The sequence below is a fragment of the Halarcobacter mediterraneus genome (assembly GCF_004116625.1).
GTDB lineage: Bacteria > Campylobacterota > Campylobacteria > Campylobacterales > Arcobacteraceae > Halarcobacter > Halarcobacter mediterraneus.
The window spans coordinates 41,574-67,683 of record NZ_NXIE01000004.1 but is presented as its reverse complement, the minus strand read 5'-3'; the positions used below and the strand labels follow the sequence as shown (position 1 = coordinate 67,683).

Annotated in this window: 28 protein-coding genes; 16 read left to right on the top strand and 12 right to left on the bottom strand. The window is 26.5% G+C overall.

The features are described from left to right. Positions 1-90: 90 nt before the first annotated feature. From CP965_RS10130 to CP965_RS10120, 3 genes are read right to left on the bottom strand one after another with little or no spacing between them, the layout of a single operon-like run. Positions 91-804: an LrgB family protein gene (locus CP965_RS10130; RefSeq protein ID WP_129061994.1), complete on the bottom strand. Its 714-nt coding sequence runs from the start codon at positions 802-804 to the stop codon at positions 91-93. Beyond that, positions 801-1,151 (bottom strand): CidA/LrgA family protein, encoded by a 351-nt coding sequence (locus CP965_RS10125; protein ID WP_129061993.1) that lies wholly within the window; start codon positions 1,149-1,151, stop codon positions 801-803. Before CP965_RS10125 ends, CP965_RS10130 begins: the two co-directional genes overlap by 4 nt. Positions 1,152-1,164: 13 nt before the next feature. Continuing rightward, the gene (locus CP965_RS10120) at positions 1,165-1,881 is read right to left on the bottom strand and encodes a sulfite exporter TauE/SafE family protein (RefSeq protein ID WP_129061992.1); all 717 of its coding nucleotides are present in this window, start codon (positions 1,879-1,881) and stop codon (positions 1,165-1,167) included. A gap of 79 nt (positions 1,882-1,960) precedes the next feature. Between CP965_RS10120 and CP965_RS10115 the strand changes: the two genes are divergently transcribed. From CP965_RS10115 to CP965_RS10100, 4 genes are all read left to right on the top strand, one after another. Beyond that, a complete protein-coding gene (locus tag CP965_RS10115) occupies positions 1,961-2,212 on the top strand; it encodes a CBU_0592 family membrane protein (protein WP_129062199.1) in 252 nt (83 codons plus the stop codon). Continuing rightward, positions 2,202-2,438, top strand: coding sequence for a hypothetical protein (locus tag CP965_RS10110; protein WP_129061991.1), 237 nt, complete (start codon positions 2,202-2,204; stop codon positions 2,436-2,438). The genes CP965_RS10115 and CP965_RS10110 overlap by 11 nt, the downstream gene beginning before the upstream one ends. Further along, positions 2,439-3,230, top strand: coding sequence for an exodeoxyribonuclease III (locus CP965_RS10105; protein WP_129061990.1), 792 nt, complete (start codon positions 2,439-2,441; stop codon positions 3,228-3,230). It abuts the gene before it with no gap. Positions 3,231-3,394: 164 nt separating this feature from the next. Further along, entirely contained in the window at positions 3,395-4,426 is a 1,032-nt protein-coding gene (locus tag CP965_RS10100; protein ID WP_129061989.1) for a cytochrome-c peroxidase, read from the top strand. Between the two features lie 30 nt (positions 4,427-4,456). Here the strand turns inward: CP965_RS10100 and CP965_RS10095 are convergent, their stop codons facing one another. The 3 genes from CP965_RS10095 to CP965_RS10085 are packed head-to-tail and all read right to left on the bottom strand — an operon-like array spanning position 4,457 to position 6,036. Next, positions 4,457-4,885: a phosphate-starvation-inducible PsiE family protein gene (locus CP965_RS10095; protein ID WP_129061988.1), complete on the bottom strand. Its 429-nt coding sequence runs from the start codon at positions 4,883-4,885 to the stop codon at positions 4,457-4,459. An 8-nt stretch (positions 4,886-4,893) separates the two neighbouring features. After that, positions 4,894-5,760: an ADP-ribosylglycohydrolase family protein gene (locus CP965_RS10090; RefSeq protein ID WP_129061987.1), complete on the bottom strand. Its 867-nt coding sequence runs from the start codon at positions 5,758-5,760 to the stop codon at positions 4,894-4,896. Between the two features lie 12 nt (positions 5,761-5,772). After that, positions 5,773-6,036: a DnaJ domain-containing protein gene (locus CP965_RS10085; protein ID WP_129061986.1), complete on the bottom strand. Its 264-nt coding sequence runs from the start codon at positions 6,034-6,036 to the stop codon at positions 5,773-5,775. Between the two features lie 174 nt (positions 6,037-6,210). On the opposite strand from CP965_RS10085, the gene CP965_RS10080 reads away from it, so the two are divergent. The 10 genes from CP965_RS10080 (at position 6,211) to CP965_RS10035 (ending at position 17,105) form a co-directional block, all read left to right on the top strand. Then, the gene (locus CP965_RS10080; protein ID WP_164971015.1) at positions 6,211-8,001 is read left to right on the top strand and encodes an ATP-binding protein; all 1,791 of its coding nucleotides are present in this window, start codon (positions 6,211-6,213) and stop codon (positions 7,999-8,001) included. Between the two features lie 99 nt (positions 8,002-8,100). Next, on the top strand, positions 8,101-10,107 hold the full coding sequence (locus CP965_RS10075) for a methyl-accepting chemotaxis protein (protein ID WP_129061984.1): 2,007 nt from the start codon (positions 8,101-8,103) through the stop codon (positions 10,105-10,107). Between the two features lie 110 nt (positions 10,108-10,217). Beyond that, a complete protein-coding gene (locus tag CP965_RS10070; RefSeq protein WP_129061983.1) occupies positions 10,218-10,694 on the top strand; it encodes a J domain-containing protein in 477 nt (158 codons plus the stop codon). A 9-nt stretch (positions 10,695-10,703) separates the two neighbouring features. After that, positions 10,704-11,204, top strand: coding sequence for a SprT-like domain-containing protein (locus CP965_RS10065; RefSeq protein ID WP_129061982.1), 501 nt, complete (start codon positions 10,704-10,706; stop codon positions 11,202-11,204). Positions 11,205-11,320: 116 nt separating this feature from the next. Continuing rightward, positions 11,321-11,800 (top strand): glutathione peroxidase, encoded by a 480-nt coding sequence (locus tag CP965_RS10060; RefSeq protein WP_129062198.1) that lies wholly within the window; start codon positions 11,321-11,323, stop codon positions 11,798-11,800. Further along, positions 11,801-12,496: a phosphotransferase gene (locus CP965_RS10055; protein ID WP_129061981.1), complete on the top strand. Its 696-nt coding sequence runs from the start codon at positions 11,801-11,803 to the stop codon at positions 12,494-12,496. Between the two features lie 64 nt (positions 12,497-12,560). Beyond that, positions 12,561-13,526, top strand: a complete 966-nt coding sequence (locus CP965_RS10050) for a hypothetical protein (RefSeq protein ID WP_129061980.1) — start codon at positions 12,561-12,563, stop codon at positions 13,524-13,526. Positions 13,527-13,554: 28 nt separating this feature from the next. Then, positions 13,555-15,405, top strand: a complete 1,851-nt coding sequence (uvrC, locus tag CP965_RS10045) for an excinuclease ABC subunit UvrC (RefSeq protein ID WP_129061979.1) — start codon at positions 13,555-13,557, stop codon at positions 15,403-15,405. A 2-nt stretch (positions 15,406-15,407) separates the two neighbouring features. Next, positions 15,408-16,430: an alanine racemase gene (locus tag CP965_RS10040; protein WP_129061978.1), complete on the top strand. Its 1,023-nt coding sequence runs from the start codon at positions 15,408-15,410 to the stop codon at positions 16,428-16,430. Between the two features lie 9 nt (positions 16,431-16,439). Beyond that, the gene (locus tag CP965_RS10035) at positions 16,440-17,105 is read left to right on the top strand and encodes a tetratricopeptide repeat protein (RefSeq protein WP_129061977.1); all 666 of its coding nucleotides are present in this window, start codon (positions 16,440-16,442) and stop codon (positions 17,103-17,105) included. 3 nt (positions 17,106-17,108) lie between these two features. On the opposite strand, the gene CP965_RS10030 is transcribed toward CP965_RS10035, so the two are convergent. Both CP965_RS10030 and CP965_RS10025 read right to left on the bottom strand, forming a co-directional pair. Beyond that, a complete protein-coding gene (locus CP965_RS10030; RefSeq protein ID WP_129061976.1) occupies positions 17,109-18,473 on the bottom strand; it encodes a magnesium transporter in 1,365 nt (454 codons plus the stop codon). A 3-nt stretch (positions 18,474-18,476) separates the two neighbouring features. Then, positions 18,477-19,448 (bottom strand): zinc transporter ZntB, encoded by a 972-nt coding sequence (locus CP965_RS10025; protein WP_129061975.1) that lies wholly within the window; start codon positions 19,446-19,448, stop codon positions 18,477-18,479. A 74-nt stretch (positions 19,449-19,522) separates the two neighbouring features. Here CP965_RS10025 and CP965_RS10020 point away from each other — a divergent pair, with 74 nt between their 5' ends. Beyond that, positions 19,523-21,304: a mechanosensitive ion channel family protein gene (locus tag CP965_RS10020; RefSeq protein ID WP_129061974.1), complete on the top strand. Its 1,782-nt coding sequence runs from the start codon at positions 19,523-19,525 to the stop codon at positions 21,302-21,304. Here the strand turns inward: CP965_RS10020 and CP965_RS10015 are convergent. The 3 genes from CP965_RS10015 to CP965_RS10005 form a co-directional block, all read right to left on the bottom strand. Continuing rightward, complete coding sequence (locus tag CP965_RS10015) at positions 21,294-22,004, bottom strand: 2OG-Fe(II) oxygenase (RefSeq protein WP_129061973.1); 711 nt, start codon at positions 22,002-22,004, stop codon at positions 21,294-21,296. The two genes, CP965_RS10020 and CP965_RS10015, sit on opposite strands and share 11 nt — an antisense overlap. Before the next feature lie 122 nt (positions 22,005-22,126). After that, positions 22,127-22,891, bottom strand: coding sequence for a competence/damage-inducible protein A (locus CP965_RS10010; RefSeq protein ID WP_129061972.1), 765 nt, complete (start codon positions 22,889-22,891; stop codon positions 22,127-22,129). After that, positions 22,891-23,460 carry an adenylate kinase gene (locus tag CP965_RS10005; protein ID WP_129061971.1) on the bottom strand — a complete coding sequence of 190 codons (570 nt, stop codon included), beginning with the start codon at positions 23,458-23,460 and terminating at the stop codon, positions 22,891-22,893. Before CP965_RS10005 ends, CP965_RS10010 begins: the two co-directional genes overlap by 1 nt. Before the next feature lie 161 nt (positions 23,461-23,621). Between CP965_RS10005 and CP965_RS10000 the strand changes: the two genes are divergently transcribed. Beyond that, a complete protein-coding gene (locus tag CP965_RS10000) occupies positions 23,622-24,248 on the top strand; it encodes an adenylate kinase (protein WP_129061970.1) in 627 nt (208 codons plus the stop codon). A 71-nt stretch (positions 24,249-24,319) separates the two neighbouring features. Here the strand turns inward: CP965_RS10000 and CP965_RS09995 are convergent, their stop codons facing one another. Further along, positions 24,320-26,092 carry a YgiQ family radical SAM protein gene (locus CP965_RS09995; protein WP_129061969.1) on the bottom strand — a complete coding sequence of 591 codons (1,773 nt, stop codon included), beginning with the start codon at positions 26,090-26,092 and terminating at the stop codon, positions 24,320-24,322. Between the last annotated feature and the right edge of the window lie 18 nt (positions 26,093-26,110).

Below are 26,110 nucleotides of genomic sequence, written 5' to 3'. Positions count from 1 at the left end.
AAGCAGACTCATCCATGCAGAAAAAGAAAATACCATAGATATTGACATAATGTATAGCAAAGCTATACGTGATTTAAATATACTTCTCATCTATTTAAAAAATTGTATTACTAAGGGAAGAAAAACAGCTGTTAATATTCCTGTTAGTCCCATAGCAAGGGCTGAAAAGGCTGCTGCTTTTTCTGAAATCTCAATTGCCCTTGCTGTACCAATACCATGGGAAACCATTCCCAAAGCAAAACCTTTTGAAGTATCATGTTTAATTTTAAAAATCTTAAAAATTGCTGTACCTAAAAGAGCTCCAATAATTCCAGCAATAATAACAAAGCCAACTGCTAATGAAGGTATCGCACCAATTTGTTCTGATGTAATAATTGCAATTGGAGCAGTAATTGATTTTGTGGTCATAGAAAGAATAGTTGGAAGTTGTGCATCTAAAGCCCATAATAAAACAATCGCTATACTAATAGTAAATATTCCAGCTACAACCAAGGTTATAAATATTGGGAAAAACAAGGATTTAATATGTTTTAAATTTTTATACAAAGGAAGAGCTAAAGCAACTGTTGCAGGTCCTAAAAAGAAATGAATAATTTCAACTGCTTTAAAATACTCTTTATAAGAAACTCCTGTAATAATAAGCGCTGTCATAATAATCAAATATGCAATAATAATAGGTTGTAATAGTGTATGTTTATTAAATTTTTCATAAATAATTATTCCAATTTTAAATGAACCTAAAGTTAATAATAACCAAACAAGAGGAGTATTTGAAACATACTGTGTTAAAGCTTCATAATTCATTTTTTCGTCTCCTGTTTTATTGTTAAATAATCCATTAACTTAGCACTAAAGGCAAGGGCTATAATTGTTCCTAGAAATAATGAAATAGTAATAGCCCAAAACTCTTTTGAAATAATATCTACTTGGGTAATAATTCCCATTGCAGCAGGAATAAATAGCATTGGTAAATATTTTAAATGAATTGTAACTGCATTATCAAGACTTGGAAAACTTGACTTTCTAATGATTAAAAAAACAAGTAATAAAACCATACCAATAACTGGACCAGGTACTAATAAATCAAAAAGTTTAGCAATACATTCACCTATAAACTGAAAAAACAGTAATGTAATAATTCCTTTTAACATCTTCTATTCCCCTTTAAACAAACATTGAGACTATTAGTTTAATAGCCATAAGAGATAAAATAATTTTTAAAGCCAAGATAAATTTTTTACCATCAATTTTATCTCTTAATTTTGTTCCAGCATAACTTCCAGCAACTGCTCCAATAATCATAGCCACTAAAATACCAATATAATCAAAAAATATAAAACCAAAAATCATAAAAGCAAAAACTTTAAGTAAATGGGTGATACTCATCAAAGCAGCAGCTGTTGCTACAACTGTATGTTTGTCATTATAATCTTTGACTAAAAGTGTAGTTGCAATAGGTCCTGTAGCACCAACAACAATAGAGAAACCACTTTGTACAAAACCTATTAAATAATAGCTTTCAAATTTTTTGATTTTATTATTAAACTTTTGACTCCAAAGTGAAAGTAAAATATAAAAACCAATAAAAAGAGGAACATAAGTCAATGAAATAAAATATAATATACCAGCAAAAAAAGATACACCAAGTAATGAACCAATGAAAAACTTAGGTATTACTTCTACTTTTACATCTTTATATCCAAATATTGCACGACTTAAATTACTACTTAATTGAGTAAGTCCATGAACTGGAACTAAAGCATTAACAGGTAAAAAAGAAGGAAGAACAGCAATTAAAATCATTCCTCCACCAAGACCAACAATTCCAGCAATTGTTGAAGTAAAAAAAGTAATAATTCCTAATAAAATTTCTTGTGACATCTAATATCTTTATAATTATTTTTGAGTAAAATACCACACAAATACTTAAATTAATTAACGAGGTAACACAAAATTGGAAATGGACATTTATCAATTTATAGGCTTTGCAGGTATGCTTTTTGTAGTAATAGCATATTTTTTACTCCAAACTAATAAATATACTATACACTCTTTACCTTATCAAGTTTTAAACTTATTTGGTGCAATATTACTTTTGATTTCACTATTTGTACATTTCAACTTAGGTTCTTTTGTTATTGAAGTTTTTTGGATAGCAATTACTATATATGGAATGTATCATAATTTAAAAAGGAAAAAAGTTGAAAGCTAGTATCTTAATTTTATTATTAATAAATACAATATTTGCAAATAATACTTATAATGAAAAAGGTAAGATTGATATGCATGGAGGGAAAAAAGATAGTCTTAGTTCTGGTTCTTTTATGAATCAAAAGCAAGAACTAAAATCTCTAAAAGAGTTATCTATAAAAGAACCAAAAGATATAAAAGAAATTAAAGACTTAAAAATAGAAGAAAAGAAAGAAAAAAGGAACTAAATGGCAAAACAAAATTACAAATTTATCTCATGGAATGTAAATGGAATTAGAGCTGTTGATAAAAAAGAAGCTTTAAAATGGGTAGATGAAACAAATATTGATATTCTAGGATTACAAGAAACAAAAGCACAAGCAGAGCAAATCCCAGAAACTATTTTTGATAAAAACTATAAAAATCTTCATGTATCAAGTTCTGCAATAAAAGGTAGAAGTGGTGTTGCACTTTTTACTGATTTAGAGCCACACTTCACTTGTAACTGCCCTACAGTTGATATACTTGATGAAGGAAGAATAAACGAAGCTCACTTTAAACTAGGAGACAAAGAGATTGCATACTTTAATGTTTATTTCCCCAATGGACAATCAAAAGAAGAAAGACTTGTTTATAAAATGGAGTTTTATGATAGATTTTTAGAACATTGTGAAAATCTAAAAAAAGAAGGAAAATCTATAATCGTATGTGGAGATGTAAATACAGCTCACACAGAAATTGACCTAGCAAGACCAAAAGCAAATGAAAAGACTTCTGGATTCTTACCTATGGAGCGAGAATGGATTGATAAGTTTCTAGCTCATGGATATGTTGATACTTTTAGACATGTAAATGGGGATATCAAAGATTCATACAGCTGGTGGAGTTATAGAGCAAATGCCAGAGCAAATAACGTTGGCTGGAGAATTGATTATTTCTATGTAAGTGAAGACTTAAAAGATAATATTACAAACGCCTATATTATGGGAGAAGTTTTAGGAAGTGATCACTGTCCTGTAGCTTTAGAAATAGAATTATAAGAGTAAATCTCTTATAATTTTTTCTTTTCAAAAATACCTTATTTTTTCACATTCCTTAATTTAAGATTAATTTTATTTAATAATAAAGATATTTTATTTATTTTAATTTTTATTTAATAAAAATTATCCTATGATTTAAATTATCATATAAAAAGGAGATGAATATGAAAACGGCAAGTGTAGTAGCAAGTTTAGTATTAGTAGGAACATGTGCTTTGGCAAGTAGTGATTCTGAATTATTAGAAAAAGTAAAAAACTCAGGTGTTAAACCAATTCCTCAAAGCCAATTAGAACTATTAAAATTAGTTGATGATCCAAAAAATCCAATTACTGAAAACAAAGTAGAGTTAGGTAAAAAATTATATTTTGAACCAAGACTTTCAAAAAGTGGTCTTATTTCATGTAATACCTGTCATAATTTAGGTTTAGGTGGAGCTGATGGTGTAGCAGCTGCAGTTGGACATAAATGGACTGCAAATCCAGCTCATTTAAACTCACCTACAGTTTATAACTCTGTTTTAAATAAAGTACAATTTTGGGATGGAAGAAGTCCTCACTTAGAAGATCAAGCTCAAGGTCCAATCCAAGCTGGTCCAGAAATGGCTGCACCTGCTGAATTAGTTGTAGCTAGAGTAACTTCTATTCCTGCTTATGTTGAAGAATTTAAAAAAGCTTATGGAGATGATGTAAAAATTGATTTCAAACTTATTGCAGATACTATTGCTATTTTTGAGAGAACTTTAGTTACTCCATCAAGATTTGATAAGTTTCTACATGGAGACTTAGATGCATTAACTCCTGCTGAAAAAGAAGGTTTAAACCTTTTTGTAGATAAAGGTTGTGCATCATGTCATAATGATATTGGTTTAGGTGGAACTATGCAACCATTCCAAGTAGCAAAAAAATATAAGTTTGCATCTTTAGGTGGTTTTCAAGGTGATGAAAATGGTATGGTAAAAACTCCAACTTTAAGAAATATTGAAGAAACAGCACCATATTTCCATAATGGTGGTATTTGGTCTTTAGCAGATGCAGTTAAAGAAATGGGGTCTACTCAATTAGGAATTTCAATTTCAAATGATGATTCTAAAAAAATTGTTACTTTCTTAAAAGCATTAACAGGTGAAAAACCTGATGTTTCTTACCCTATTTTACCAGCAAGTACAATAAATACACCAAAACCTGATATGAACTAAATATATAATTTCAGTAATAGATTTTTTCTATTACTGAGATTCTTCTTTCTCTTTCTTTAATTTCTCAATTAAATATTTTGGAGAGGTTTTTATTGATAGATACCTTACAATAAAAAGAAAAAGTATAACACCTGAAATAATTAAAATATTGTAATTTAAATTGCTAGAAAGTAAAGCATCAAAAGAGTCTATTTTTTCATTATTAATCTTAACTAGGTTTACAATTAATTCCCTTAAAGCCAAAATTATAAAAGCATCAACTAAAAAAGAGATAATAACTCTTTGCTCCCTAATAAAATTTATTACAGCCCTAACTATTTCTAAATAAATTATAAAATACAACATATAAATTATAAACTCTAACATCAAATTTAAAAACAAGGCTACTATAAAAAGAATAGAAGCTATTATAATTTCTATATAAAACTTATCTTGGAAGAATTTCATAAATCTTCTCATCTTTATCCTTATATTATCGTTGCTTTTATATTTAACCAAGAGTTTGGTATTTGACTTAAATGTTTATTTTCTTGTGCCATAAAAATCAAAGTTGCAAGCATAGCTCTTGCACTTGTTTCTCCACCTGCTTTTGCATTGTAAATAAGCATATCTTTTAGATTATCATATTTAAATAAAAGATGAATAACACTTTGAAATCCACCATTTATATCACAAGCTGGACCAAATTTTCTTATTGCATCAAAGGTATCATCATCTTTAGAAGCAATTGCTTCTACAATAAAATTTTGTATTCTACTATCAAACTTTTCTTTTAATTTTTCTATTGAAACTTTTATATCATTTGTATTTGAAACTTCAAATAAAAGCTCAGCAAAAAATCTTGAAGAAGTTACAGCTTCATTTGAGTTATGAGTTATTTTTACAAAGTTTTCTACATTTTCAAAAAATTCTTGTTTATTTTCAGATACTAAAAGTAAAGGAGCAATTCTTCCTATAATTGATAAATCTGTAGATTCAGAACCACTTGGACTAATATTTTCTTCTATGTTTTTCAAAGTGTTTTTTGTTGCACCATCAATATAACCATCATAACACTGCATTTTATCAAGCCAATATTTTGTATATTCATCTATGCTAAAGTGTTGCGTTTCTTGAATATATTGATATAACCATAAAGTTTGATCTCCATAGTGAGTAAATTCACCAGCTTTTTTACCTTTATGCCAAAGGGCTTTAGGCTCGTTTAATTCTTCCCAGTTTATATCCAAATTTTCTAATTGTTTTTCATCATATACCCAATGTGAACCTAAAGAATATGAATCTGCTACTAAAGTACTTAATATTAACTCTTTTATTTTTTTGTTATTTAACATAAAAACTCCTTATTATTTCCAGTTTTTATAATTTGTGAAAGAGGGAAATTGTGTTTTAAATTCATCTTCATCAAAAGAAAACACAAAAGAATCCATATATGAATTTAACAATTCATAAGCTTCTTGCAGTTCTTGAAATTTTTCATCACTTCCAGTTTCCATATCAGGGTGATATTTCTTTGATAATTTTAAATATTTCTGTTTTAAATCTTTTTTTGAGATTCTTGTAATAATACCAAAAAGATCAACTGCTTTTTCAAACTCTTTATAATCCATTTTTCTCCCTAACACTTTATATTAAAGTAATTATAATCATACTTTATAAATATTAAGCTTATAGTAGATTTAACAAAAATATTACTTATTATTAATTAATAAACACAAGTAATTTAAAAATAGTGTTTTTTTATGTTACAATTATTATATGGGACGATTTTAAAGGAATATACCATGAATAAGAAAATTATTTTTAAATTTGCCATGATTTATAGTCTCTTATCTTTCCTATTATTATTTTTATTTTATTCCAACTATAAAAAAACAACTGAAGAGTATTTACAGAAAAAAACTACAAAGCATTATTTAAACTATAAATCAATTTATAATAGATATAAACAAATTGCAAATATTGTCTTTGAAACAGAAATAAATACAAATGAGATATTAAGTCTTTACAAAAATGCATACACTTCAAATAAAACTCAAAAAATGTTAATTAGAGGGAAATTGTATAATCTTTTAAAGGATAAATACAAGCAACTTAAAGTATATAATCTTAAACAACTACACTTTCATTTACCAAATAATGAATCCTTTTTAAGAATGCATAGACCCAATATTTTTGGAGATAACTTAAGCAATATTAGACTAACTGTTTCTATTGCAAATAAAACAAAAAAGTATACCCATGGCTTTGAAGAAGGAAGAATTTTCAATGGATTTAGATTTGTTTATCCTTTAAACTATAATAATATTCATATAGGAAGTGTTGAAATATCTTTCTCTGTTCTTGCGTTAATTGATTCTATAAAAGAAAACTATGATACAAACTCTAATTTTCTTATAAGAAAAGATATTGTTGACAAAAAAGTTTTTAAAGAAGAAAAAAGTAATTATCTACAAAGTCCAAACAAAGACTTTTATTTTGAAAAATCTGTTTATAATAAATACAAACCTTTGAGTGTACATAAAGACTCAGTAGATTATACAAATAAAATTCTTGAAGGTAATTCTTTTTCTACTTTTATTGAAGAATTGAATTTAATAAAAACAGTTATTCCAATAAAAAACCCAATATCAAATCAAGTAGTTGCTGCTTTGTGCATTTGTGAAGAAGACTTTTTTATAAAAGATGCAAAAAGAAACTTTTTTATATTTTCTTCTTTTAGTATTATTGCATTGACATTAATTTTCTATTTATTTTTTATGCAAAAAATTGCAAATGAAAAACTAAAAAAAACCAATAAAAACTTAGATAGAAGAATACAATTAGAATTAAAAAGAAATAGAAAAAAAGATGCTTCTATTTTAAATCAATCAAAAATGGCTTCACTTGCAGAGTTATTAAATAATCTTGCACACCAATGGAGACAACCTTTAAATATAATCTCAACAAGTTCAAGTGGACTTAGTCTTCATAAAGAGATGAACAATCTAGATGATAAAACTTTTGAAATGTTAACATCTTCAATAAATGAACAAACACAATTTCTATCAAAAACTTTAGATGAATTTAGAGAATTTCTTAATGATACTGAAGAAGAAAAAAAGACTGTTATTGTTCAAGATAGAGTTAATAATGCTTTAAAAATAATTGAAAAAACTTTTGAATATGAAAAAATTGATATTATAAAAAAATTCCATGAAGAAGATTTATATATAAATATAAATGTTGGAGATTTAATACAAGTACTATTAAATGTTTTAAATAATTCTAAAGAAGCTTTAATAAAGAATAATAAAACAAGCAAAAAAGAAGTAAAAATAAGAATAAAAAAAATAATTGAAAATAAAGTCTTAATAACTATAGAAGATAATGCAGGAGGAGTAAAAGAAGAATATAAAGACAAAATCTTTGATCCTTATTTTACTACAAAACATGAATCAATAGGAACAGGTATTAGTCTTTATCTTTGTTATGAGTTAATAACCACTCAATGTAATGGAAAAATCTACTTTAAAAATAAAAAAGAAGGGGCAAAATTCTATATTGAATTACCCTTAAAAGAGCAAAAATTATAAAAATATTATTTATTATAAGTAAAGCTTATACTGTTAAGCAATTAATATGTGAAAAAAATGTATAATTATTTATATTAACAATAATATTAAGGAGTTAATTTGTTTTCAAATGTATCTACAAAAGTTAAATTAATGGTTTTACCCATTTTATTTTTAATAATTTCGATTGCTGCAGGTAGTATTTATACTTATTATAACAATCATTTAAAAATAAAAGAACATAATACAAAAACAACAGACCTAATGGTTCAATATGTTTTAAAAGGAAGAATTTCTGTTTATCAATTTTTAAGAAGCCCTTCTGAAGAACTAGCAAATACTGTTAGAGATGACTTTCAAAAATTAGAAACTGAAGCAAATAAACTATTAAAAACTTTAGATTCTAAAGAAAATATAAACTTAGCTAAAGAGATAGAAGATTTAGCTAATGAGTATATTATAGACTTTGATAAATTTGCTTCTCAACGAGTTCAAGATTTTAATAATGGAATAATTGAAGAATCAGGTAATATCTCTGAACTTATTAAAGAAATGGTAGATGTAGGTATAAAACTTGAAAAAGATTTAGTAGAAATAAATAAAAATGCAATTGATCAAAAAAATGATGCACTAGATGAACAAACAATGGTATTAATAGTTATTGTTGTATTATCAGTTATTCTTTTCTTAATCATTTCTATTTTCTTATCAAAAAATATTATTTCAAGTCTAAATGATTTTAAAGCTGGACTTATGACATTCTTTAGGTATTTAAATAATGAAATAGACCATGTAGAACCTTTATCAGACAAAAGTAATGATGAATTTGGACAAATGGCAAAACTTGTAAATGAAAATATTCAAATGACAAAAGCTAATATTGACCAAGATAGACTTGTAATAAATGAATCAGTTAAAATCCTAAAAGAATATGAGCAAGGGGATTTTGAATCTAAAATAAATTTAAATTCTTCAAATGAAGCTTTAAACGAACTAACTAAAATGATTAATCATATGAGTGCTAACTTAGAAAAAAATATTGATAGTATTTTAAATGTATTATCAGAATATTCAAATTCAAACTATACAAATATTGTCTCTACACAAGGTATTAAAGCCCACTTAAAACAACTTGCAAACGGAGTAAATGGTTTAGGTTCAAGTATTTCAGAGCTTCTTAAAAAATCATTAGAAATAGGATTAACTCTTGATAACTCATCTGATACTTTAATCGATAATGTAGACACATTAAATAACTCAGCAAACTCTGCTGCTGCAAGTTTAGAAGAAACTGCTGCTGCACTGGAAGAAATCACAAGTACAATAGTTAGTAATGGTGAAAATATCACTCAAATGAATCAATATACAACTGATTTAAATGCTTCTGCAAAACAAGGTCAAAACCTAGCTCAAAATACTTCTTCAGCAATGGATGATATTAATGAACAAGTAACATCAATTAATGAAGCAATAACAGTAATTGACCAAATAGCATTTCAAACAAATATTCTATCACTAAATGCAGCTGTTGAAGCAGCTACTGCTGGTGAAGCTGGAAAAGGTTTTGCTGTTGTTGCACAAGAAGTTAGAAACCTTGCAAATAGATCCGCTGAAGCTGCAAAGGAAATAAAAGATTTAGTTGAAAATGCTACTCAAAAAGCATCTGAAGGTAAAGATATTAGTACAAAAATGATTGAAGGATACAATTCATTATTAGATAATATCAAAAATTCAACAGAAAAAATTAATGAAATTTCTAATGCAAGTAAAGAACAAGAAACTGGAATTACTCAAATTAATGATGCTATTAACTCATTAGATAAACAAACACAAGAAAATGCTGCCATTGCAAATAGAACACAAGATATTGCACTTGAAACAGATAAAATAGCAAAAGAGATTGTTGCAGATGCTCAAAGTAAAAACTTTATAGGTAAAAATGATGTAAAGATTACTTCTAATAATACAAGATCAACAAATGAAATAAAAGCACCAAAACAAAGTATTCCTGCAAAAAAAGAGACTAAAAGCATTAAAAATGATGCACCTAAAAAACAAGAACAAAAAACTAATACAACAAAAACTTTTCAAGCACAAAAAGATGATGATGAATGGGAAACATTCTAAAACCTTTAAAATAAAAGTATGATTTTCTAATCATACTTTTACTCTTATACTATAAGCTAAGAATATATTTTATAATACTATAATACATTCTCAATCTAAAATAATAGGAAGTGAATTTGGCACAACTTATAAGTAGTCTTATTAAATGGGCAATTTTCTTTGGAATATTGTATTTAATATTTACTAATTTTGGTACTTTTTTAATTATACTTTTTGTTTTAATTTCAATTGCATATTTTGCATTTTATCAATTTAAAAAAAAGCTAAGAGAAGCTTCACAAGAAGGAACTCATTTTAAATTTACTTTTAATGGGCAGGACTTTTCTCAAGCTGGAGCTAATAATTTTAATTTTAATGACTTTCAAGAACAATTTAGAAACGGAAACTTTCAAAATCCTACAAGCTTTTCTGAACTAGAAGAAGCAAAAGATTTTTTTGGATTTAGTCAAGACCCAACAAAAGAAGAAATAAAAAAACGATATAAAGAACTTGCAAGAAAATATCATCCAGATATAAATGATCATGGAGATGAATTAATGCAAAAACTAAATCACTATAAAGATATATTATTAAAAGCCTTTTCATAGAGGTCTTTAATGTTTTTAAATAGATTAAAAATATTTTTCATAACAACCATAATAATGGGAAGTATTCTTTTAATTTACTCATTATATAATAGTTATAAATTTAAAAATTCTCCTTTAGAAAAAAATATTCAAGAAAGAATTCAAAAAAAATATTTATATTTACAAAGTTTAGCTTATACAAAATTTGGTATTACAAGAAAAGTACCTTTAATTATATCTGATAAATTACCTGCCAAATTTTTTGGCATTGCCACATACTCAAAAAAAACTGGGAAAATTGAAATATATTTAAATAAAAATAGGTTCAAAGAGAGTTTAGATTATATGATTGATGATGTTTTACCCCATGAGTATGCCCATGCTATAATGTTTATTTTAGGTGACTTTAGTGATGAAAATGCTGGTCACTCTAAAAAATGGCAAGATATTTGTATTGCATTAGAAGGTAAAAAGTGTAATAGATTTGTGAATAATAATGATATTATTTTTGATAAAACAAATCTTTTTTAACTACTAAAAAACAAAAAAATAAGTTAAAATAAACAAAAAGGAATAAAATGTCTCTAAGAAGTTTATTAATAGTATTTTTATTAATTTTAAATACATTATATGCAAAGGATAATAAAATGACTACTTTATATGATTTATCAGTTAAAGATATTGAAGGAAATGCAGTTTCTCTATCAAAGTACAAAGGTAAGGTTCTTTTAATTGTAAATGTTGCTAGTAAATGTGGTTTTACATCTCAATATGAAGGCTTAGAAAAATTATATGAAAAATATAAAAACAAAGACTTTATGATTTTAGGTTTTCCATCAAATCAGTTTGCAAACCAAGAACCAGGAACAAATAAAGAGATTGCTGAATTTTGCAGATTAACATATGGAGTTGATTTTGATATGTTTGCAAAAATTGATGTAAATGGAGAAAATGAAGATCCACTTTATACTTATTTAAAAAAAGAGGCGTCTGGAATATTAGGAACTCAAAGTATAAAATGGAATTTCACAAAATTTTTAATAAATAAAAAAGGTGAAGTTATTGATAGATTTGGTTCTACGACAAAACCAGAAGATATAGAAGATGATATATTAAAATTATTGTAAATGCAAAAAACTAAACATCAAGGTTTGTGTAATGATGTATATAAAATCACAAACCTTGAAAATACTTATATACTTCGTATTTTTAAGAAAAAACATCATTTAAAAATAAATAGAAAGCAAGAGTTTAAAATACAATATAAAGCTTATAAAAAAGGTTTAACTGCAAGACCTATATTTTTAGATAAAAAAAATAAATTTATGATTTATGAATATATAAATGGAATTCATAAAAAAAAGTTAAATAAAACTCAAATAAAAAATATTGCCAAAAGACTAAAAAAACTACATAAAATAAAAATAAAAAAACGCTCTTATTCTTTTGAAAATGAATTTAATACCTATAAAAAAGTATTAAAAGATAAAATATCACAAAAAATCATTAAAAAGTCATTGAAACTTTTGAAAAAAACAAAAACTACTAAAAAAGATTTTGTTTTATGTCATAACGACTTAAACCAAGAAAATATCATTTTTTCAGAAAAAATACTTTTTATAGACTGGGAGTTTTCAAAAATCAATAATAGATTTTTTGATTTAGCTACTTTATGTCTTAAATTTAAGTTAAATAAAAAAGAAGAAAAACTACTTCTAAAACACTATTTCTCAAATGTAAAAAAATTGTATTATAAGAAACTTAAAAATTATAAAAAATTGTGTAAAAATTACTGGAAACTTTGGTTTAAAGTGAGTTTTTAAATTTTATTTTAATTATTTTGTATATACTTCCATTATAAAATACTATAAAAAAGTGATACTCCAAATGAACAAAACTTTAAACTTATTTATTTTCATTTTTGCTATTTTTATTAATAGTTCTTATGCAAATACTACACCTCTTGAAGAGAAAGTAAAAAAAGACATAAATACACAAAAAATACAAGAAGTAAAAGAAATAGAAGAGATAAAAGAAAGTGCTTCAATTAAAAATGAAGTTATGGTTGGTTTTTATGGAAGACCTTATACTCCATCTTTAGGAATTTTAGGTGAAACTCCTATTGATGAAATGGTAAAAAAGTTAAAAGAAAAAGGAACATACTATTCTGAAGAGTTAGGAACAAATTTTGATGTTCACCTTGCTTTTCACTTAATTTATGGACTTGCAACAAGAGATGCAGGTAGAGACAATGATTATATCATTAATCTTCCAGATAGAACTGTAATGAAATATATAAAAAGAGCTCAAGAAGAAGGTTTTGCTGTAATCATTGATTTACAACTTGGAGTTTATTCACCTAAAGAAGCTTTAAAACCAGTATTAAAATATTTGAAATATGAAAATGTTCACCTTGCTTTAGACCCTGAATTCAAAATTCCTAAACATAGAAAATATCCTCCAGGAAAATATATTGGACATATTTATGGAGATGATGTAAATGAAGCTCAAGAATTAATAAGTAACTATTTAAAAGAACATGGAATTAAAGAGAAGAAAAAACTTATTGTTCATATGTTTCATAAAAGAATGCTAAGAAAAAAAGAACTTGTGAAAAATTACGATAATATTGAGTTAATTTATAATATTGATGGACATGGACAAAGTGGTATAAAAGTTCAAATATATAATAACCTTTACTCAAAAGTAGAATCAGATATTGCAACAAGTGGATTTAAAATTTTCTATAAGAATGATAAAAAACCATTAATGACTCCTAAACAAATTTTAGGACTAGAAAATGTGGGAACTAGAAATATTAAAATTCAACCTTATTATATAAACTATCACTAAACAAATATTTTTTAGATAAAATCATAAAATGAATTTAGAAGAAAAACTAAAGCAGCTTCCAAATGAAGCTGGTGTTTATCAATACTTTGATAAAGATGGACATTTACTTTATATAGGAAAAGCAAAAGTACTTAAAAATAGAGTTAAATCTTACTTTAAATTCACTCCAAAACTTCAACCAGCAGAAAAACTTGGTCCTCGTATTTATAAAATGATTACTGAAGTTAGAGCCTTAGAATGGATTGTAGTACCCAATGAACATGAAGCTCTTATTTTAGAAAACTCACTTATAAAACAATTAAAACCAAAATATAATATTTTGTTAAGAGATGATAAAACTTATCCATATATTATGCTTGACAATAGTGAATTATTTCCCAGACTTGAAATAACAAGAAAAATACATAAAAATAAAAATATCAAATATTTTGGTCCTTATTCAACAGGGGCTAGAGATATGCTTGATTCTATTTATGAAATAGTTCCTCTTGTTCAAAAAAAATCTTGTATAAAAGGGAAAACCGCCTGTTTATTTTATCAAATAAAAAAGTGTCTTGCTCCTTGTGAAGGTAAAGTTTCAACAGCACAATATGCAAAACTTGTAGATGAAGCATGTGACTATATTTATAATAAAAGCAAACTAATTTCAAAATTAAATAATAAAATGATGCAATACTCTGAAGAGTTCAGATTTGAAGAAGCTATGAAAATAAGAGATAGAATAAAATCAATTGAAAAATCACAAATCAAATCAGGAATTGATTTAGCATCAAACGAGGACTTAGACCTTTTTGCAATAAAAGCTGCTACAAAAAAAGCCGTTATTGTAAGAATGTTTATAAGAGATGGAAAAATTGCTTCTTCTTCCCATGATTTTATAAAACTAGATTTCCTTGAAGATAATAAAGAGATTGATTTAAATGAAGCTTATCAAAGAGCAATTATTAATTACTACAATAATGAAATTCCATTACTACCAAAAGAAATTTTAGTAGCACAAGAACTAGAAGAATCAGAAGATATTGAAGAATTTTTAAAACAAAGATTTGATAGAAATATAAAAATAATAAACCCTAAAAAAAATAAGAAAAAATCACTTATAGATATTGCTTTAAATAATTGTAGTGAACTATTGAGAATTGAATCTACAAAAAATCAAACTACAATTTATGAAGAATTAAAAGAGTTATTTAATTTGCAAACCATTCCATCTATAATTGAAAGTTTTGATAATTCCCATATGATGGGACAAGCAACTGTAGGAGCAATGGTTGTTTGGAATGAACAAGAAAACTCATTTGATAGAAAACAATTTAGACATTATAATCTAGAATCAAAAGATGAATATTCTCAAATGAGAGAAATGCTTTTAAGAAGAGTACAAAGTTTTGAAAAAGTTTCTCCACCTGATCTTTGGATTATTGATGGAGGAGAAACTTTATTAAAATTAGCATATGATATTATCCAATCTACTGGAGCAAACTTAGATATTATTGCCATTGCAAAAGAGAAAGTCGATGCAAAAGCACATAGAGCTAAAGGTGCAGCAAAAGATATCATTCATTATAAAGATAAAACTGGTGTTATAAGAAACTTAAGATTAAAAACTAGTGATCAAAGACTTCAATTTGTACAAAGACAAAGAGATGAAGCCCATAGATTTGTTATAACATTTCATAAAAAACAAAAAAGAAAAGAAGATAAACAAGTTTCACTTTTACAAATAAAAGGTATAGGTGAAGCAAAGGTAAAAAAACTTCTACTTTATTTTGGAACATTTGAAAAAATTAAAGAAGCATCCTTTAAAGATTTAAAAGAAGTTCTAAATGAAAAAGATGCTATTTTAATAATTGATTACTTTAAAAACCAAGAAGGTTAACTTTGGCAAAAATTCTTCTAAATAAACAAAATTATTTTCATAATCTAAAACTTATTACAAAACAAGCAGGTGCAATAGAAAAAGTTGCTGTAGTTCTTAAAGATAATGCATATGGACATGGAATTTTAGAAATTGCTTCATTAGCAAAAGAGTTTGGAATAAAAAATGCCGTAGTAAGAGACTTGAAAGAAGCGAAAAAAGTAGAGTCATTTTTTGAGCAAATCTTAATCTTAGCTGACACAACTTTTCACAACTATTCACATACTTTTCACATAGCTGTGAACAGTATTGAACAACTTGAAAGAGTACCCGAAAATACGAATATTCATCTTAAAATTGATACAGGAATGCACAGAAATGGAATTTCTATTGATTCTATAGAAACGGCTATTTATGGGGCTTTAAGGAAAAATTTAAATATAACAGGAATTTTCACACACTATAGAGCTGCCGATGAATTATCATGTGAATTCTTTTGGCAAAGGTCAAATTTTATACAGGTAAAAAAAGCAGTGTTGAAAATATGTGAAAAACTTTTTTTACCCATTCCAAAGTTCCATTCGGCTAACTCTTCTGCTTTATTTAGGTTTAAGAATTTTGATGAAGATTTGGCAAGAGTAGGAATAGCTTGTTATGGTTATCTTGATACCGATTCTTGCTTTAATAATCCAAATTTAAAACCCGTTATGTCACTTTGGGCAAAAAAATTATCTACAAGAGAAATATATCCAAAACAAAGAATTGGTTATGGTGGAATTTATACAGCAAGTGAAAAAATAAATAGTTCAACTTATGATGTTGGGTATGGAGATGGTTTTTTTAGATTAAATGGTAAGAAAAAATATCTAACTGCAAAGGGATATGAAATCTTAGGAAGAGTTTCTATGGATAATTGTTCCATAAACTCTACTGATGAAGAAGTTTGTATTTTTGATGATGTTAGACAATTAGCTAAAATTCATGATACAATTACCTATGAAATAACAACTGCTTTAAAAGCTAATATCCCAAGAGAGGTTATATAATTAAGAATCATGAGACTTTTACTTCTATTAATATTACTTTGCACTTTAGTTTTTGCTTTAGATTTTAAAGAAGCAAAAGAAATTGAAGAAAAAAAAGGTGTCTTAAAAGCTTTAAGTTCCTATAGAGTTTTAGCTAAAAGAGATGACACTGAAGCTATTTTTAGGCTGGCAACTTTATATTTACAAGGTAAAGGAGTAAAAAAAAGTTTAGCAACTGCAAAAACTTTTTTAGAAAAAGGTTCTTTATTAAATCACCATAAATCTACATATTATTTAGGAAAACTTTATATCACAAAAAAATCTCCATATTTTAATGAAAAGTTAGCCTTTAATACTTTTTTAAAAGCTGCAAATGATGGATATGCACCAGCTCAAAATATGATAGGTCAATTTCTTGCAGCAGGAATTGCTGTTGATAAAGATTATAAAATGGCTGTTAAGTATTTTGAATATGCTTCAAAACAAAATTATGAAGATGCCCATTGTAATTTAGCTTTTATGTATGCTACAGGGAAAGGAGTTTTCCCAAACTTTGGAAGGGCTCATCAATTTGCTAAAGATGGAGTAAAAAATGGAAATAAAAAATGTGTAAAAGTTTGGAAAACATATAATCTAGAAAAATATGATGATGACAAAGGCTGGAAATTTAACTTTTACACAAAACCTTCTGAGTAGAAGCTACAATAAAATTATTGTAGCTAAGCCTAAAAAACTGAAAAAACCAACAATATCAGTAACTGTAGTTAAAATAACAGTTGAACCAATAGCAGGGTCAATTTCAAACTTCTCTAAAAGAATAGGAATAACTGCTCCAAAAAAACCTGCACTAAAAAGGTTTATAACCATTGATAAAGCAATTACTACTCCTAAAAGTGGTAATTTAAACCAAATAAAGGCAATTACTCCTATAACAAAAGCAAAAAGAAAACCATTAAATAAAGATATTACAACCTCTTTTTTAATTGTTCTTTTTGCATCAGTATAAGAAATATCTCCTAAAGCCATTTGTCTAACAGTTACTGTTAGAGTTTGTGTTCCTGCATTTCCTCCCATTGAAGCCACAATTGGCATTAAAACAGCTAAAGCAACTAAGGATTGAATTGTTGCATCAAAAAGTCCTATTACAATAGAGGCTAAAATTGCAGTAATTAGATTTATTCCTAACCAAAAAGCTCTATTTTTACCAATTCGATACATACTTTCTTCTTGTTCAGCATCATCATTAACTCCAGCTAAAGAGTATAATTGTTTTGTATTTTGTTCTTGTATTACATCATGAATATCATCATGGGTAATTCTACCTACTAATTTATCCTTATCAATAATTGCTATTGCACTAAGATTGTAGTTTGTAACTAATTCTGCTACTTCTGAAATATCACTAAAATGACTACAAGAATAGGTTTTGATTTTATCTTTTGGTATATCATTAAAGGTTAAACCTCTATCAAAGACAATTAACTCTTCTAAACCTATACTTCCTATATAACGTCCTTTTTTTCCAACAACATATGCATGAAAAACATTATCTAATACATCTTCTTCTTTTAGTTTTTTTAACCTTTTTAATGCTACATCAATTTTCTCATATAAATAAACACTAAAAAGTTCACTTTGCATATAAGAACCAGCTTGATTTTCTTCATAAGAATTAAGCTTTTGGATTACTAATTGATCTTCATCATCAAGCTTTGAAAGAATATTTTGTGCTTTTTCTTCATTTTTTTGTGAAATATTATAAATTAACTCCGAAGCATCATCACTATCCATCTTTGAAGTAATATTTGCAATCTTTTTACTACTAATAACTGTTGGTATTTCTTCTTGAACATAAGTTGGCATTTCACAAAGAATCTCTGCAAAAAGTTCACTAGGGATTTTTTTACATACATACTCATACTCATCATAATTAGAATCTCTTAATTTTAGTAAGTGTTCTGCTAAATCATAAGGGTGAAAATCAAAATTCTCATTTTTTTTATAATCTTCAATTACTTGTAATAAAAATTCTTTTATATTTTCAAATTCTTTTACTTCTTCCATCTTTTATATCCATTTAAATTTTTTTAATAAATAATATTGCCCTATTCCAACTATAATTAGGATTATTGAGAATATTGTAAAAGCATCCTTATTTTCAGTACCAGGTAAACCACCAACATTTATTCCCAAAAGTCCTGTTAGAAAACCTAAAGGCAAAAATATTGCTGAAATAATTGATAAAACATACATTCGTTGATTCATTTGTTCACTAATTTTATTTAAAGACTCTTCTTGTATTAAAGTAACCTTATCATTGATAGAATCTAACTCTTCTATATATCGTATTAATTGATCAGTAATCTCTCGTAATTGAATTTTATCATACTCACTTAACCAAGAAAGTTTGTCATGATACAATTTATACATTGCTTCTCGTTGAGGAGCCAAATATCGTCTTAAACTAATAGCTTCTCTTCTTATTTTTGAGATTTGAGTTCTAAGTTGAATATTATTTGAATCTAGTATTAGTTCTTCCATTTCACTTGCTTTATCTTCAAGTTCTTCAATAGTACCTTCCATTCTTGAAGTTAATCTATCAGTAAGACAAATCAAAAATTCTGAACTATTTATAGGACCTTTATTTTTTTCAAAACTTTGTAGAATATCTTTAACAGAGAGAAGATCTCTTTTTTTTGTGCTTATAATTAACTCTTGAGAAATAAATAATCTAATTGAAATCATATCGTCAGGATCTGCATTAGCATTTAAATTAACTCCTCTTAAAGCTAATAAAATTGAGTCATCTAAAACTGTAGTTCTGGGTCTCGTCTCAGCTGTGAGTAAAGCTTCTATTGCAATGGGGTCTATTCCACTTTTATTACTTATCCAATCTATTGCTTCTGTACTTGAATAATCAAAATGTACCCAAAGTAATCCTTCTTTTTTATCATAATCTTTTAATTGTTCAAAAGATAGACTCTTTGAGGCACCTTTTCCATCAAATATAATAGCATGAGATAAACCATTTTGACTCACTTTGTGTCCTTTTAAGTATAAATATCCATTTTAGTTTGGTATTATATTATAATAAAAATACAATAAGGTTATCAATGAAATTTTTTCTTCTTCTTTTTACTGTTTTTACAATAAGTTTTACAGCAACAATTGATACAAAACTATATGACATAGAAAACAATAGTAAATATTTTGAGCAAATAGAAAATAATATAAGAATCTCTATACAAAAAGCAGAGAAACCAAGTGAAATAATTGAAGATGAAAAGAAATATTTAAAAATACTAAAAAAAGCAAATACAAAGATTGTTTCTATTGAAAAATACAACAAAGAAATAGCAAATTCTAATGAAGCAATAAATGCTTTAAAATTTTTAATTCAAGTAGATGAAAAAGAAAATGAAATAGCTAATTTATCAATTGAAATACAAGAGAACTTATCTTACTTGAAAAAAAGAATTGAAAATATTTTAGAGATAGAAAAAAATAGACTTTTAATTTACCAATTACAATTTGCTTATAATAAAATTGAAAAGAACAATTTAGAAAAGAAAATTACATTATATGAAAAACATAAAATAGAAGTTTTAAATAAAATAGAAGCAGCATTAAATAATTTAAATATAGAAAATTTAGATACATTAAATACATCTTTAACTACAAATAATAAACAAATAGAAGAAATAGATAATAATATTAATTTATTAAAAGCTAATTTACAAAGAGAAAAAATAAATGATAATATAAAAAAAATAGAGGAGCTTGAAAAAAAAGTATTTAATTTAAATACAAAAAAAGAGGATATCCTTTCTTTAACTATATATCTAAGTTCTAAAAAACTATTACTATTTTTAAAAGAAAAAAATGAAAAAGCCTTTCTAGAAGAGTTTGAGAATCTAAATTCTCTTATTAATTATTCTAAAAAGTTTAAATATTTAAATGAAGCTTTTTTAAAATTATCAAAAAAAAGATTAAATAATACAAAACTTGTGTTGGCTACTTCAAATATAAAAATTACTTCATTTTTTGATTCAATTAAAACTTTTTTTAATACCACACTAGTTGTCTTTAATGAACAAGCAATCACACCAATGAGTTTGATTAAAGCAATTTTTTTAATTTTAATTGGTATTTTAATAGGTAAGATTTATAAAAGATGGATTTTAAAAGTATCTTCAAAATGGCCTAATATAAGTGAGATGTCTTTAAAAATTTCTTCAAATGTAGGTTTTTATTTAATTATTTTTATAACCTTTATAATTGCCCTTGGAAGTTTGGGAATTGATATGACATCAATTTCATTAATAGCAGGAGCTTTATCTATTGGTATTGGTTTTGGACTTCAAACTGTAGTTTCAAACTTTATTTCAGGAATCATTTTAATGTTTGAGAGAACTATTAGAATTGGAGATGTTATTGAAATAAATGATTTATTAAAAGGAACAGTTACTGATATTAGAGTTCGTTCAACAACTGTTAAAACATTTGATAATATTGATATTGTAGTACCAAACTCATCTTTTATTCAAAACAATGTTATAAATTGGACTTTAGAAGATAAATCAAGAAGACTTCATGTACCCTTTGGAGTTGCTTATGGAACAAAAATAGAAGAAGTGAAAGAAATAGTATTAAGAGAACTTTTAAATAGTGATTTAACTTTTATAAAAAATGATAAAGATAAACAACCTGATATAAGATTTGAAAACATGAATAATAGCAGTGTAGATTTAGAACTTTTAGTTTGGATAAAAACAAATGATAAACTTACACCAAATGCTCTTAAGTCTGACTTCCTATTACTTATTTATAATGCTTTATATAAAAATAATATTGAGATTCCATTTCCTCAATTAGATTTGCATATTAAGAGATAATTGCATCATGCCATTGAACTAAACTAAGCCTATAACCACTTTTGACTTCTAAAACTTCATGGGTAAAATAAGGATTACTTAAAAAAACTATCATTTCCCCTGCCTTTGGCTTATACTTTATAACTTCACCTTTTTCATTAAAAAGAAAATTAAATACTAGTTCCCCTCCACTAAAAGTATTAAAAGCTTCATTATCTTCACAAGAAGTAGCAAAAAGTACTGTTGTAAGTTTTCTATTTATCGCAACATTTTTAAAACCAATTAACTCTTCATCTTTATAAATCATATTAGAATCATCACTATGGGCTTTATAAAAAGAACCCTTTGAATACTCTAAAACTTGAACCTTTGTACTTATTGTTAAAGCTAGTGAAAAATAATCTTCAATTTGTTTTTGTACTTCTAGAAATCTTTTTTTATAAATATATTTATATTCATCATCTAATTTATAAATTTTTGTTTTTCTAATACTTTTATCTGTATAGTTTTGATAATTTTCTTTTTTGATTTTTGCATCAATATAATCATCTTCTTTTTTAACACTTCTTATAAGCTCATCACAAATTGTAGGTGATAAAAAATCTTTGATGATTAAAAAAGGATAATCATAATAAGGGTTTGGAAGTAATTTAACTTCTAAATCAAACTCATTAAGTCTTTTATCACAAAAGACATAGTTACTAATTTGATCTAATTTCAAGTTTTTTTCCTAAAGTGAAATAAAGTATGAAATTATAATCTAAAAAAAGTCTTTTTTTCTAAAAGAAATCTTAATATTCTAATAAATTCAAAGAATGACCATTTATAGGTCTTTCTTCCAAGTTATTTTATTTGATTTGGATCTTCTAAAATAAATGCTATTTCTTTTTCTTCACAATAATCTATAAATTTTTGAAAATTTTGTTCTAAAAGTTTTTGATTTAGAGAACTTAATGATAATACAACTAGTCTCTTATCATCAATTATTTTGGGAAGAGATGAAAGTTCAACCTCATCAGGAATCTCTTTCATTAAAGATATTAAATCATTTTCCCCACAAAAAGCAGTAAGTGTTTTTCTATATTTAATTTGCTCATTTTTTACATAATGTTTATCTAAAGCTTCAAGAACCATTGCCTGGCTCATTGAAGGAAAACCTGGTGTAAAAAAGAATCTATCATCTAAATAAAATCCAGCTACATTATTTACTACATTTTTAAGCAATTTTGCATTTATAGGAAGATTCCCCATTTCTATTCTATAAGGATAGGCTTCATCTCCAAATTGATTTATTATAAGTTCTTGTGCTTTTTTGTGATATTGCATTTTCCCCTCACGGAAAACTTTTGCTGCAACCTCTCTTGTATAATCATCAGGAGTAGCCCCTATTCCACCATATGAAAACATAACTGAGTTGTCATCTGCTTTTATAAGTCTATAGATATCTTCCATTAATTTAGTATCATCTTCAATTACAAAAGAAGCCTTATGAGTCCAACCTCGTTTTAAAAGTTCTTCATTTAAAAAAGCAAAATGAGCATCTTTTCGGCGTCCATTAAGTAGTTCAGTTCCTATAATAACTGAATAAAAGTTTATTTGTTTTTTCATTAGATTTTCGATTGAATGAAAGAATCCATTTCATTAACAATTTCTTCAATCGTTCTTTCTCCATTGATTTTTTGTAAAATATTTTTAGACTCATAATATTTTTGGATGTTTAATAAAGGTTCAGCATAAACTTTCATTCTATTAATAAATACTTTTTCATTGTCATCATCACCCCTTGCTCTACCTAAAACCCTTTCTCTTGCCACCTCTTCAGAGACTGTTACTTCTATAACATTTATTAATTGTACTTCAGACTCTTTATCTAGATATTTATCAAGTTCAGTCATTTGCTCAAGCGACCTTGGATAACCATCAATTACAATCACATCACTTGGTGCTTTTTTAATAGCTTTAATTATAGTTTCAATAGCTATATCAATTGGTACAATATTTCCTGCATTAATATATTCTTCTATAACCTTTCCTCTTTGGCTTCCACTTGCAACTTCAGCTCTAAACATATCTCCAGTTGAATAATGAGTAATATTTGTATGTTTATGTGCAATCATTTCTGCATCTGTAGTTTTCCCGCTTCCTGGTGCGCCAATAATTAAAAATAGTTTCTTCAAATATTTTCCTTACTTAAATTTACATTTCTCATTGTATCAAAACTGTTATGAATTATTTATTTGATATTAAATGCTTTTTGAATACAATACCACAAATAAAAAACAAAAATCAATAAACACAAGTCTCTTTTAAATAAGAACTATTAAAAAGGAAAAGAAATATGAACTTAATGCTATTTGGAGCACCTGGAGCAGGAAAAGGTACACAAGCAAAATTTTTAATTGAAAAATATAATATCCCACAAATTTCAACTGGAGATATTTTAAGAGCTGCAATTGCAGATAAAACTGAAATGGGAATGGAAGCAAAAAAATTTATGGATGCAGGTCAATTGGTTCCTGATTCAACTATTATTGGTATTATTAAAGATAGACTTGCTGAAGATGACTGTAAAAAAGGTTTTATTCTTGATGGTTTTCCAAGAACATTACCACAAGCAGAAGCTTTAAAAGAATTAATGGAAAATATGGGAATTACTTTAGATAAAGTTATTTCACTAAATGTACCTGATTCTGATATTGTAGAAAGAATCACAGGAAGAAGGACATCAAAAGTAACTGGTAAAATTTACCATATCAAATTTAACCCACCAGTAGATGAAAAAGAAGAAGATCTTGTTCAAAGAGCTGATGATACAGAAGAAACTGTTACAAAAAGATTAGCAGCATACCATGAACAAACTGCGCCTTTAATTGATTTTTATAAAAATATGGGTGTAATGGTTGAACTTGATGGTACAAAAGAAGTTTCAGAAGTTACAAAAGATATGATTGAAGCTTTAGCATAAACATATTAAGAAAATAAAAAAGGGAAGCTTTATTTTAGCTTCCCTTTTTTTTAGAAGAATTTTTAATATAATTAACTTTGCATTCCATTATTAGATTTTTTTCTTCTTTGATAGTAACTTTTATCTATTACTATATTTTTTTGTTTTTCTTTTCTAGCATTATCTTTTTCAACATAGATTTTTTTTCTTGTTTCTGGGTCCATTTCTGTATAGTACATAACAGATGAATATGTTCCAGGAGTTGGAGTGAAAACCTGTGCTTGTTCTGGATTCATTTTTAATTCATGGGTAGTAAACTGTTTTAATTCATGCATATCTTTCTCTTCACATCCTGGATGTGCCGCAATTAAATAGTAAGTTAAAAACTGTTTCTTTCCAGCTTCTTTATTTAATCTATCATACATCTTTTTAAATTCAATAAGTGGTTGTTTCCCAGGTTTTCCCATAAGCTTTAAAACTCTATCAGAAGTATGTTCAGGGGCTACTTTCATTTGACCAGAGATATGATGGTTTACAAGCTCTTTTAAATACTCATATCCATGTTTTTTATCTGCTGGAATAAAGTCATATCTTAAACCAGAGGCAACGAAAGCTTTTTTTACACCAGGAACTTTTCTAATATCTCTTAAAAGATTTAAGTGCCTACTATGGTCAACTTTCATAACCTTACAAAGTCTATCATAATCAACACATCTTATTTCAGCACAGGTTCCTTTTTTAAGTTTTTTATTACACTCATATCCGTACATATTAGCTGTTGGTCCACCAACATCTGAGATTACACCTTTGAAATCTTTATCTTGTGTAAATTCTTTTGCTTCACTTAGAATATTTTCTTCACTTCTAGTTCTAATAGTTCTACCTTGGTGAACTCCAATGGCACAGAAGTTACACTCTCCCCAGCATCCATGGTGAGTTTGGATAGAGAATTTAATTGTCTCTAAACATTTAACTTTACCTTGTGGTTTGTGGTATGGATGCAAATCTCTAATATAATTATATGAAGCCACCTCATCCATCTCTTTTTCATCAAGATAATCACAGGGAGGGTTTTGAATAGCATATCTTGTATCTACTTTTTGACAAAGTCCCTTTGCAGAAATTGGGTCATTGTTTTTATAAAAATCATCAAAAAGGTCTATATATTTTTCTTTATCATCTAAACACTCTTGATGAGAAGGAAGCTGTAAAAACTCCTCTACAGGTTCTTTAGAGATATAACAAACTCCCCTAACCTCTCTTGGGTCTTTCCCCTCTCTTAAAGCTGTTGAGAACTCTCTTATAGCAACTTCTCCCATACCATAAATAAGATAATCTGCTTTTGCATCAAAAAGAATTGGTTTTCTTAATTTGTTCGTCCAAAAGTCATAATGAGTAATTCTTCTTAAACTAGCTTCTATTCCACCTAAAACAATTGGAACTGTATTTTTAAAATGTCTTCTAATTAGATTTGTATAAACTAAAGTAGCTCTATCTGGTCTTTTATCATTTTTTCCACCAGGAGTATAATCATCGTTATTTCTAAACTTTTTAGTTGCCGTGTAGTTTGATACCATTGAGTCAATACTTCCACCACTAACTCCCCAGTATAATTTTGGTTCACCTAATCTTTTCACATCTTCATTTTTAATATCAGGTTGTCCTATGATTCCTACTTTAAAACCTAAAGCTTCAAGAATTCTTCCAACAACAGCAACACCAATAAATGGAGAGTCAATATAAGCATCTCCACTTACTAATATCACATCACATTGCTCCCAGCCTAAAGCATCCATCTCTTTTCTAGTAGTAGGTAAAAATCTTTGTTCTTTATTTTGTTTATCATTTTTATTGTTGGCACTCATAAGCTTTTACTTTCAGTT

Coding starts and splice junctions, on each gene's coding strand:
- CP965_RS10130 (WP_129061994.1), bottom strand. CDS start 804: ATGAATTATGAAGCTTTAACACAGTATGTTTCAAATACTCCTCTTGTT.
- CP965_RS10125 (WP_129061993.1), bottom strand. CDS start 1,151: ATGTTAAAAGGAATTATTACATTACTGTTTTTTCAGTTTATAGGTGAA.
- CP965_RS10120 (WP_129061992.1), bottom strand. CDS start 1,881: ATGTCACAAGAAATTTTATTAGGAATTATTACTTTTTTTACTTCAACA.
- CP965_RS10115 (WP_129062199.1), top strand. CDS start 1,961: ATGGACATTTATCAATTTATAGGCTTTGCAGGTATGCTTTTTGTAGTA.
- CP965_RS10105 (WP_129061990.1), top strand. CDS start 2,439: ATGGCAAAACAAAATTACAAATTTATCTCATGGAATGTAAATGGAATT.
- CP965_RS10100 (WP_129061989.1), top strand. CDS start 3,395: ATGAAAACGGCAAGTGTAGTAGCAAGTTTAGTATTAGTAGGAACATGT.
- CP965_RS10095 (WP_129061988.1), bottom strand. CDS start 4,885: ATGAGAAGATTTATGAAATTCTTCCAAGATAAGTTTTATATAGAAATT.
- CP965_RS10090 (WP_129061987.1), bottom strand. CDS start 5,760: ATGTTAAATAACAAAAAAATAAAAGAGTTAATATTAAGTACTTTAGTA.
- CP965_RS10085 (WP_129061986.1), bottom strand. CDS start 6,036: ATGGATTATAAAGAGTTTGAAAAAGCAGTTGATCTTTTTGGTATTATT.
- CP965_RS10080 (WP_164971015.1), top strand. CDS start 6,211: ATGAATAAGAAAATTATTTTTAAATTTGCCATGATTTATAGTCTCTTA.
- CP965_RS10065 (WP_129061982.1), top strand. CDS start 10,704: ATGTTTTTAAATAGATTAAAAATATTTTTCATAACAACCATAATAATG.
- CP965_RS10060 (WP_129062198.1), top strand. CDS start 11,321: ATGACTACTTTATATGATTTATCAGTTAAAGATATTGAAGGAAATGCA.
- CP965_RS10055 (WP_129061981.1), top strand. CDS start 11,801: ATGCAAAAAACTAAACATCAAGGTTTGTGTAATGATGTATATAAAATC.
- CP965_RS10050 (WP_129061980.1), top strand. CDS start 12,561: ATGAACAAAACTTTAAACTTATTTATTTTCATTTTTGCTATTTTTATT.
- uvrC (WP_129061979.1), top strand. CDS start 13,555: ATGAATTTAGAAGAAAAACTAAAGCAGCTTCCAAATGAAGCTGGTGTT.
- CP965_RS10035 (WP_129061977.1), top strand. CDS start 16,440: ATGAGACTTTTACTTCTATTAATATTACTTTGCACTTTAGTTTTTGCT.
- CP965_RS10030 (WP_129061976.1), bottom strand. CDS start 18,473: ATGGAAGAAGTAAAAGAATTTGAAAATATAAAAGAATTTTTATTACAA.
- CP965_RS10020 (WP_129061974.1), top strand. CDS start 19,523: ATGAAATTTTTTCTTCTTCTTTTTACTGTTTTTACAATAAGTTTTACA.
- CP965_RS10010 (WP_129061972.1), bottom strand. CDS start 22,891: ATGAAAAAACAAATAAACTTTTATTCAGTTATTATAGGAACTGAACTA.
- CP965_RS10000 (WP_129061970.1), top strand. CDS start 23,622: ATGAACTTAATGCTATTTGGAGCACCTGGAGCAGGAAAAGGTACACAA.
- CP965_RS09995 (WP_129061969.1), bottom strand. CDS start 26,092: ATGAGTGCCAACAATAAAAATGATAAACAAAATAAAGAACAAAGATTT.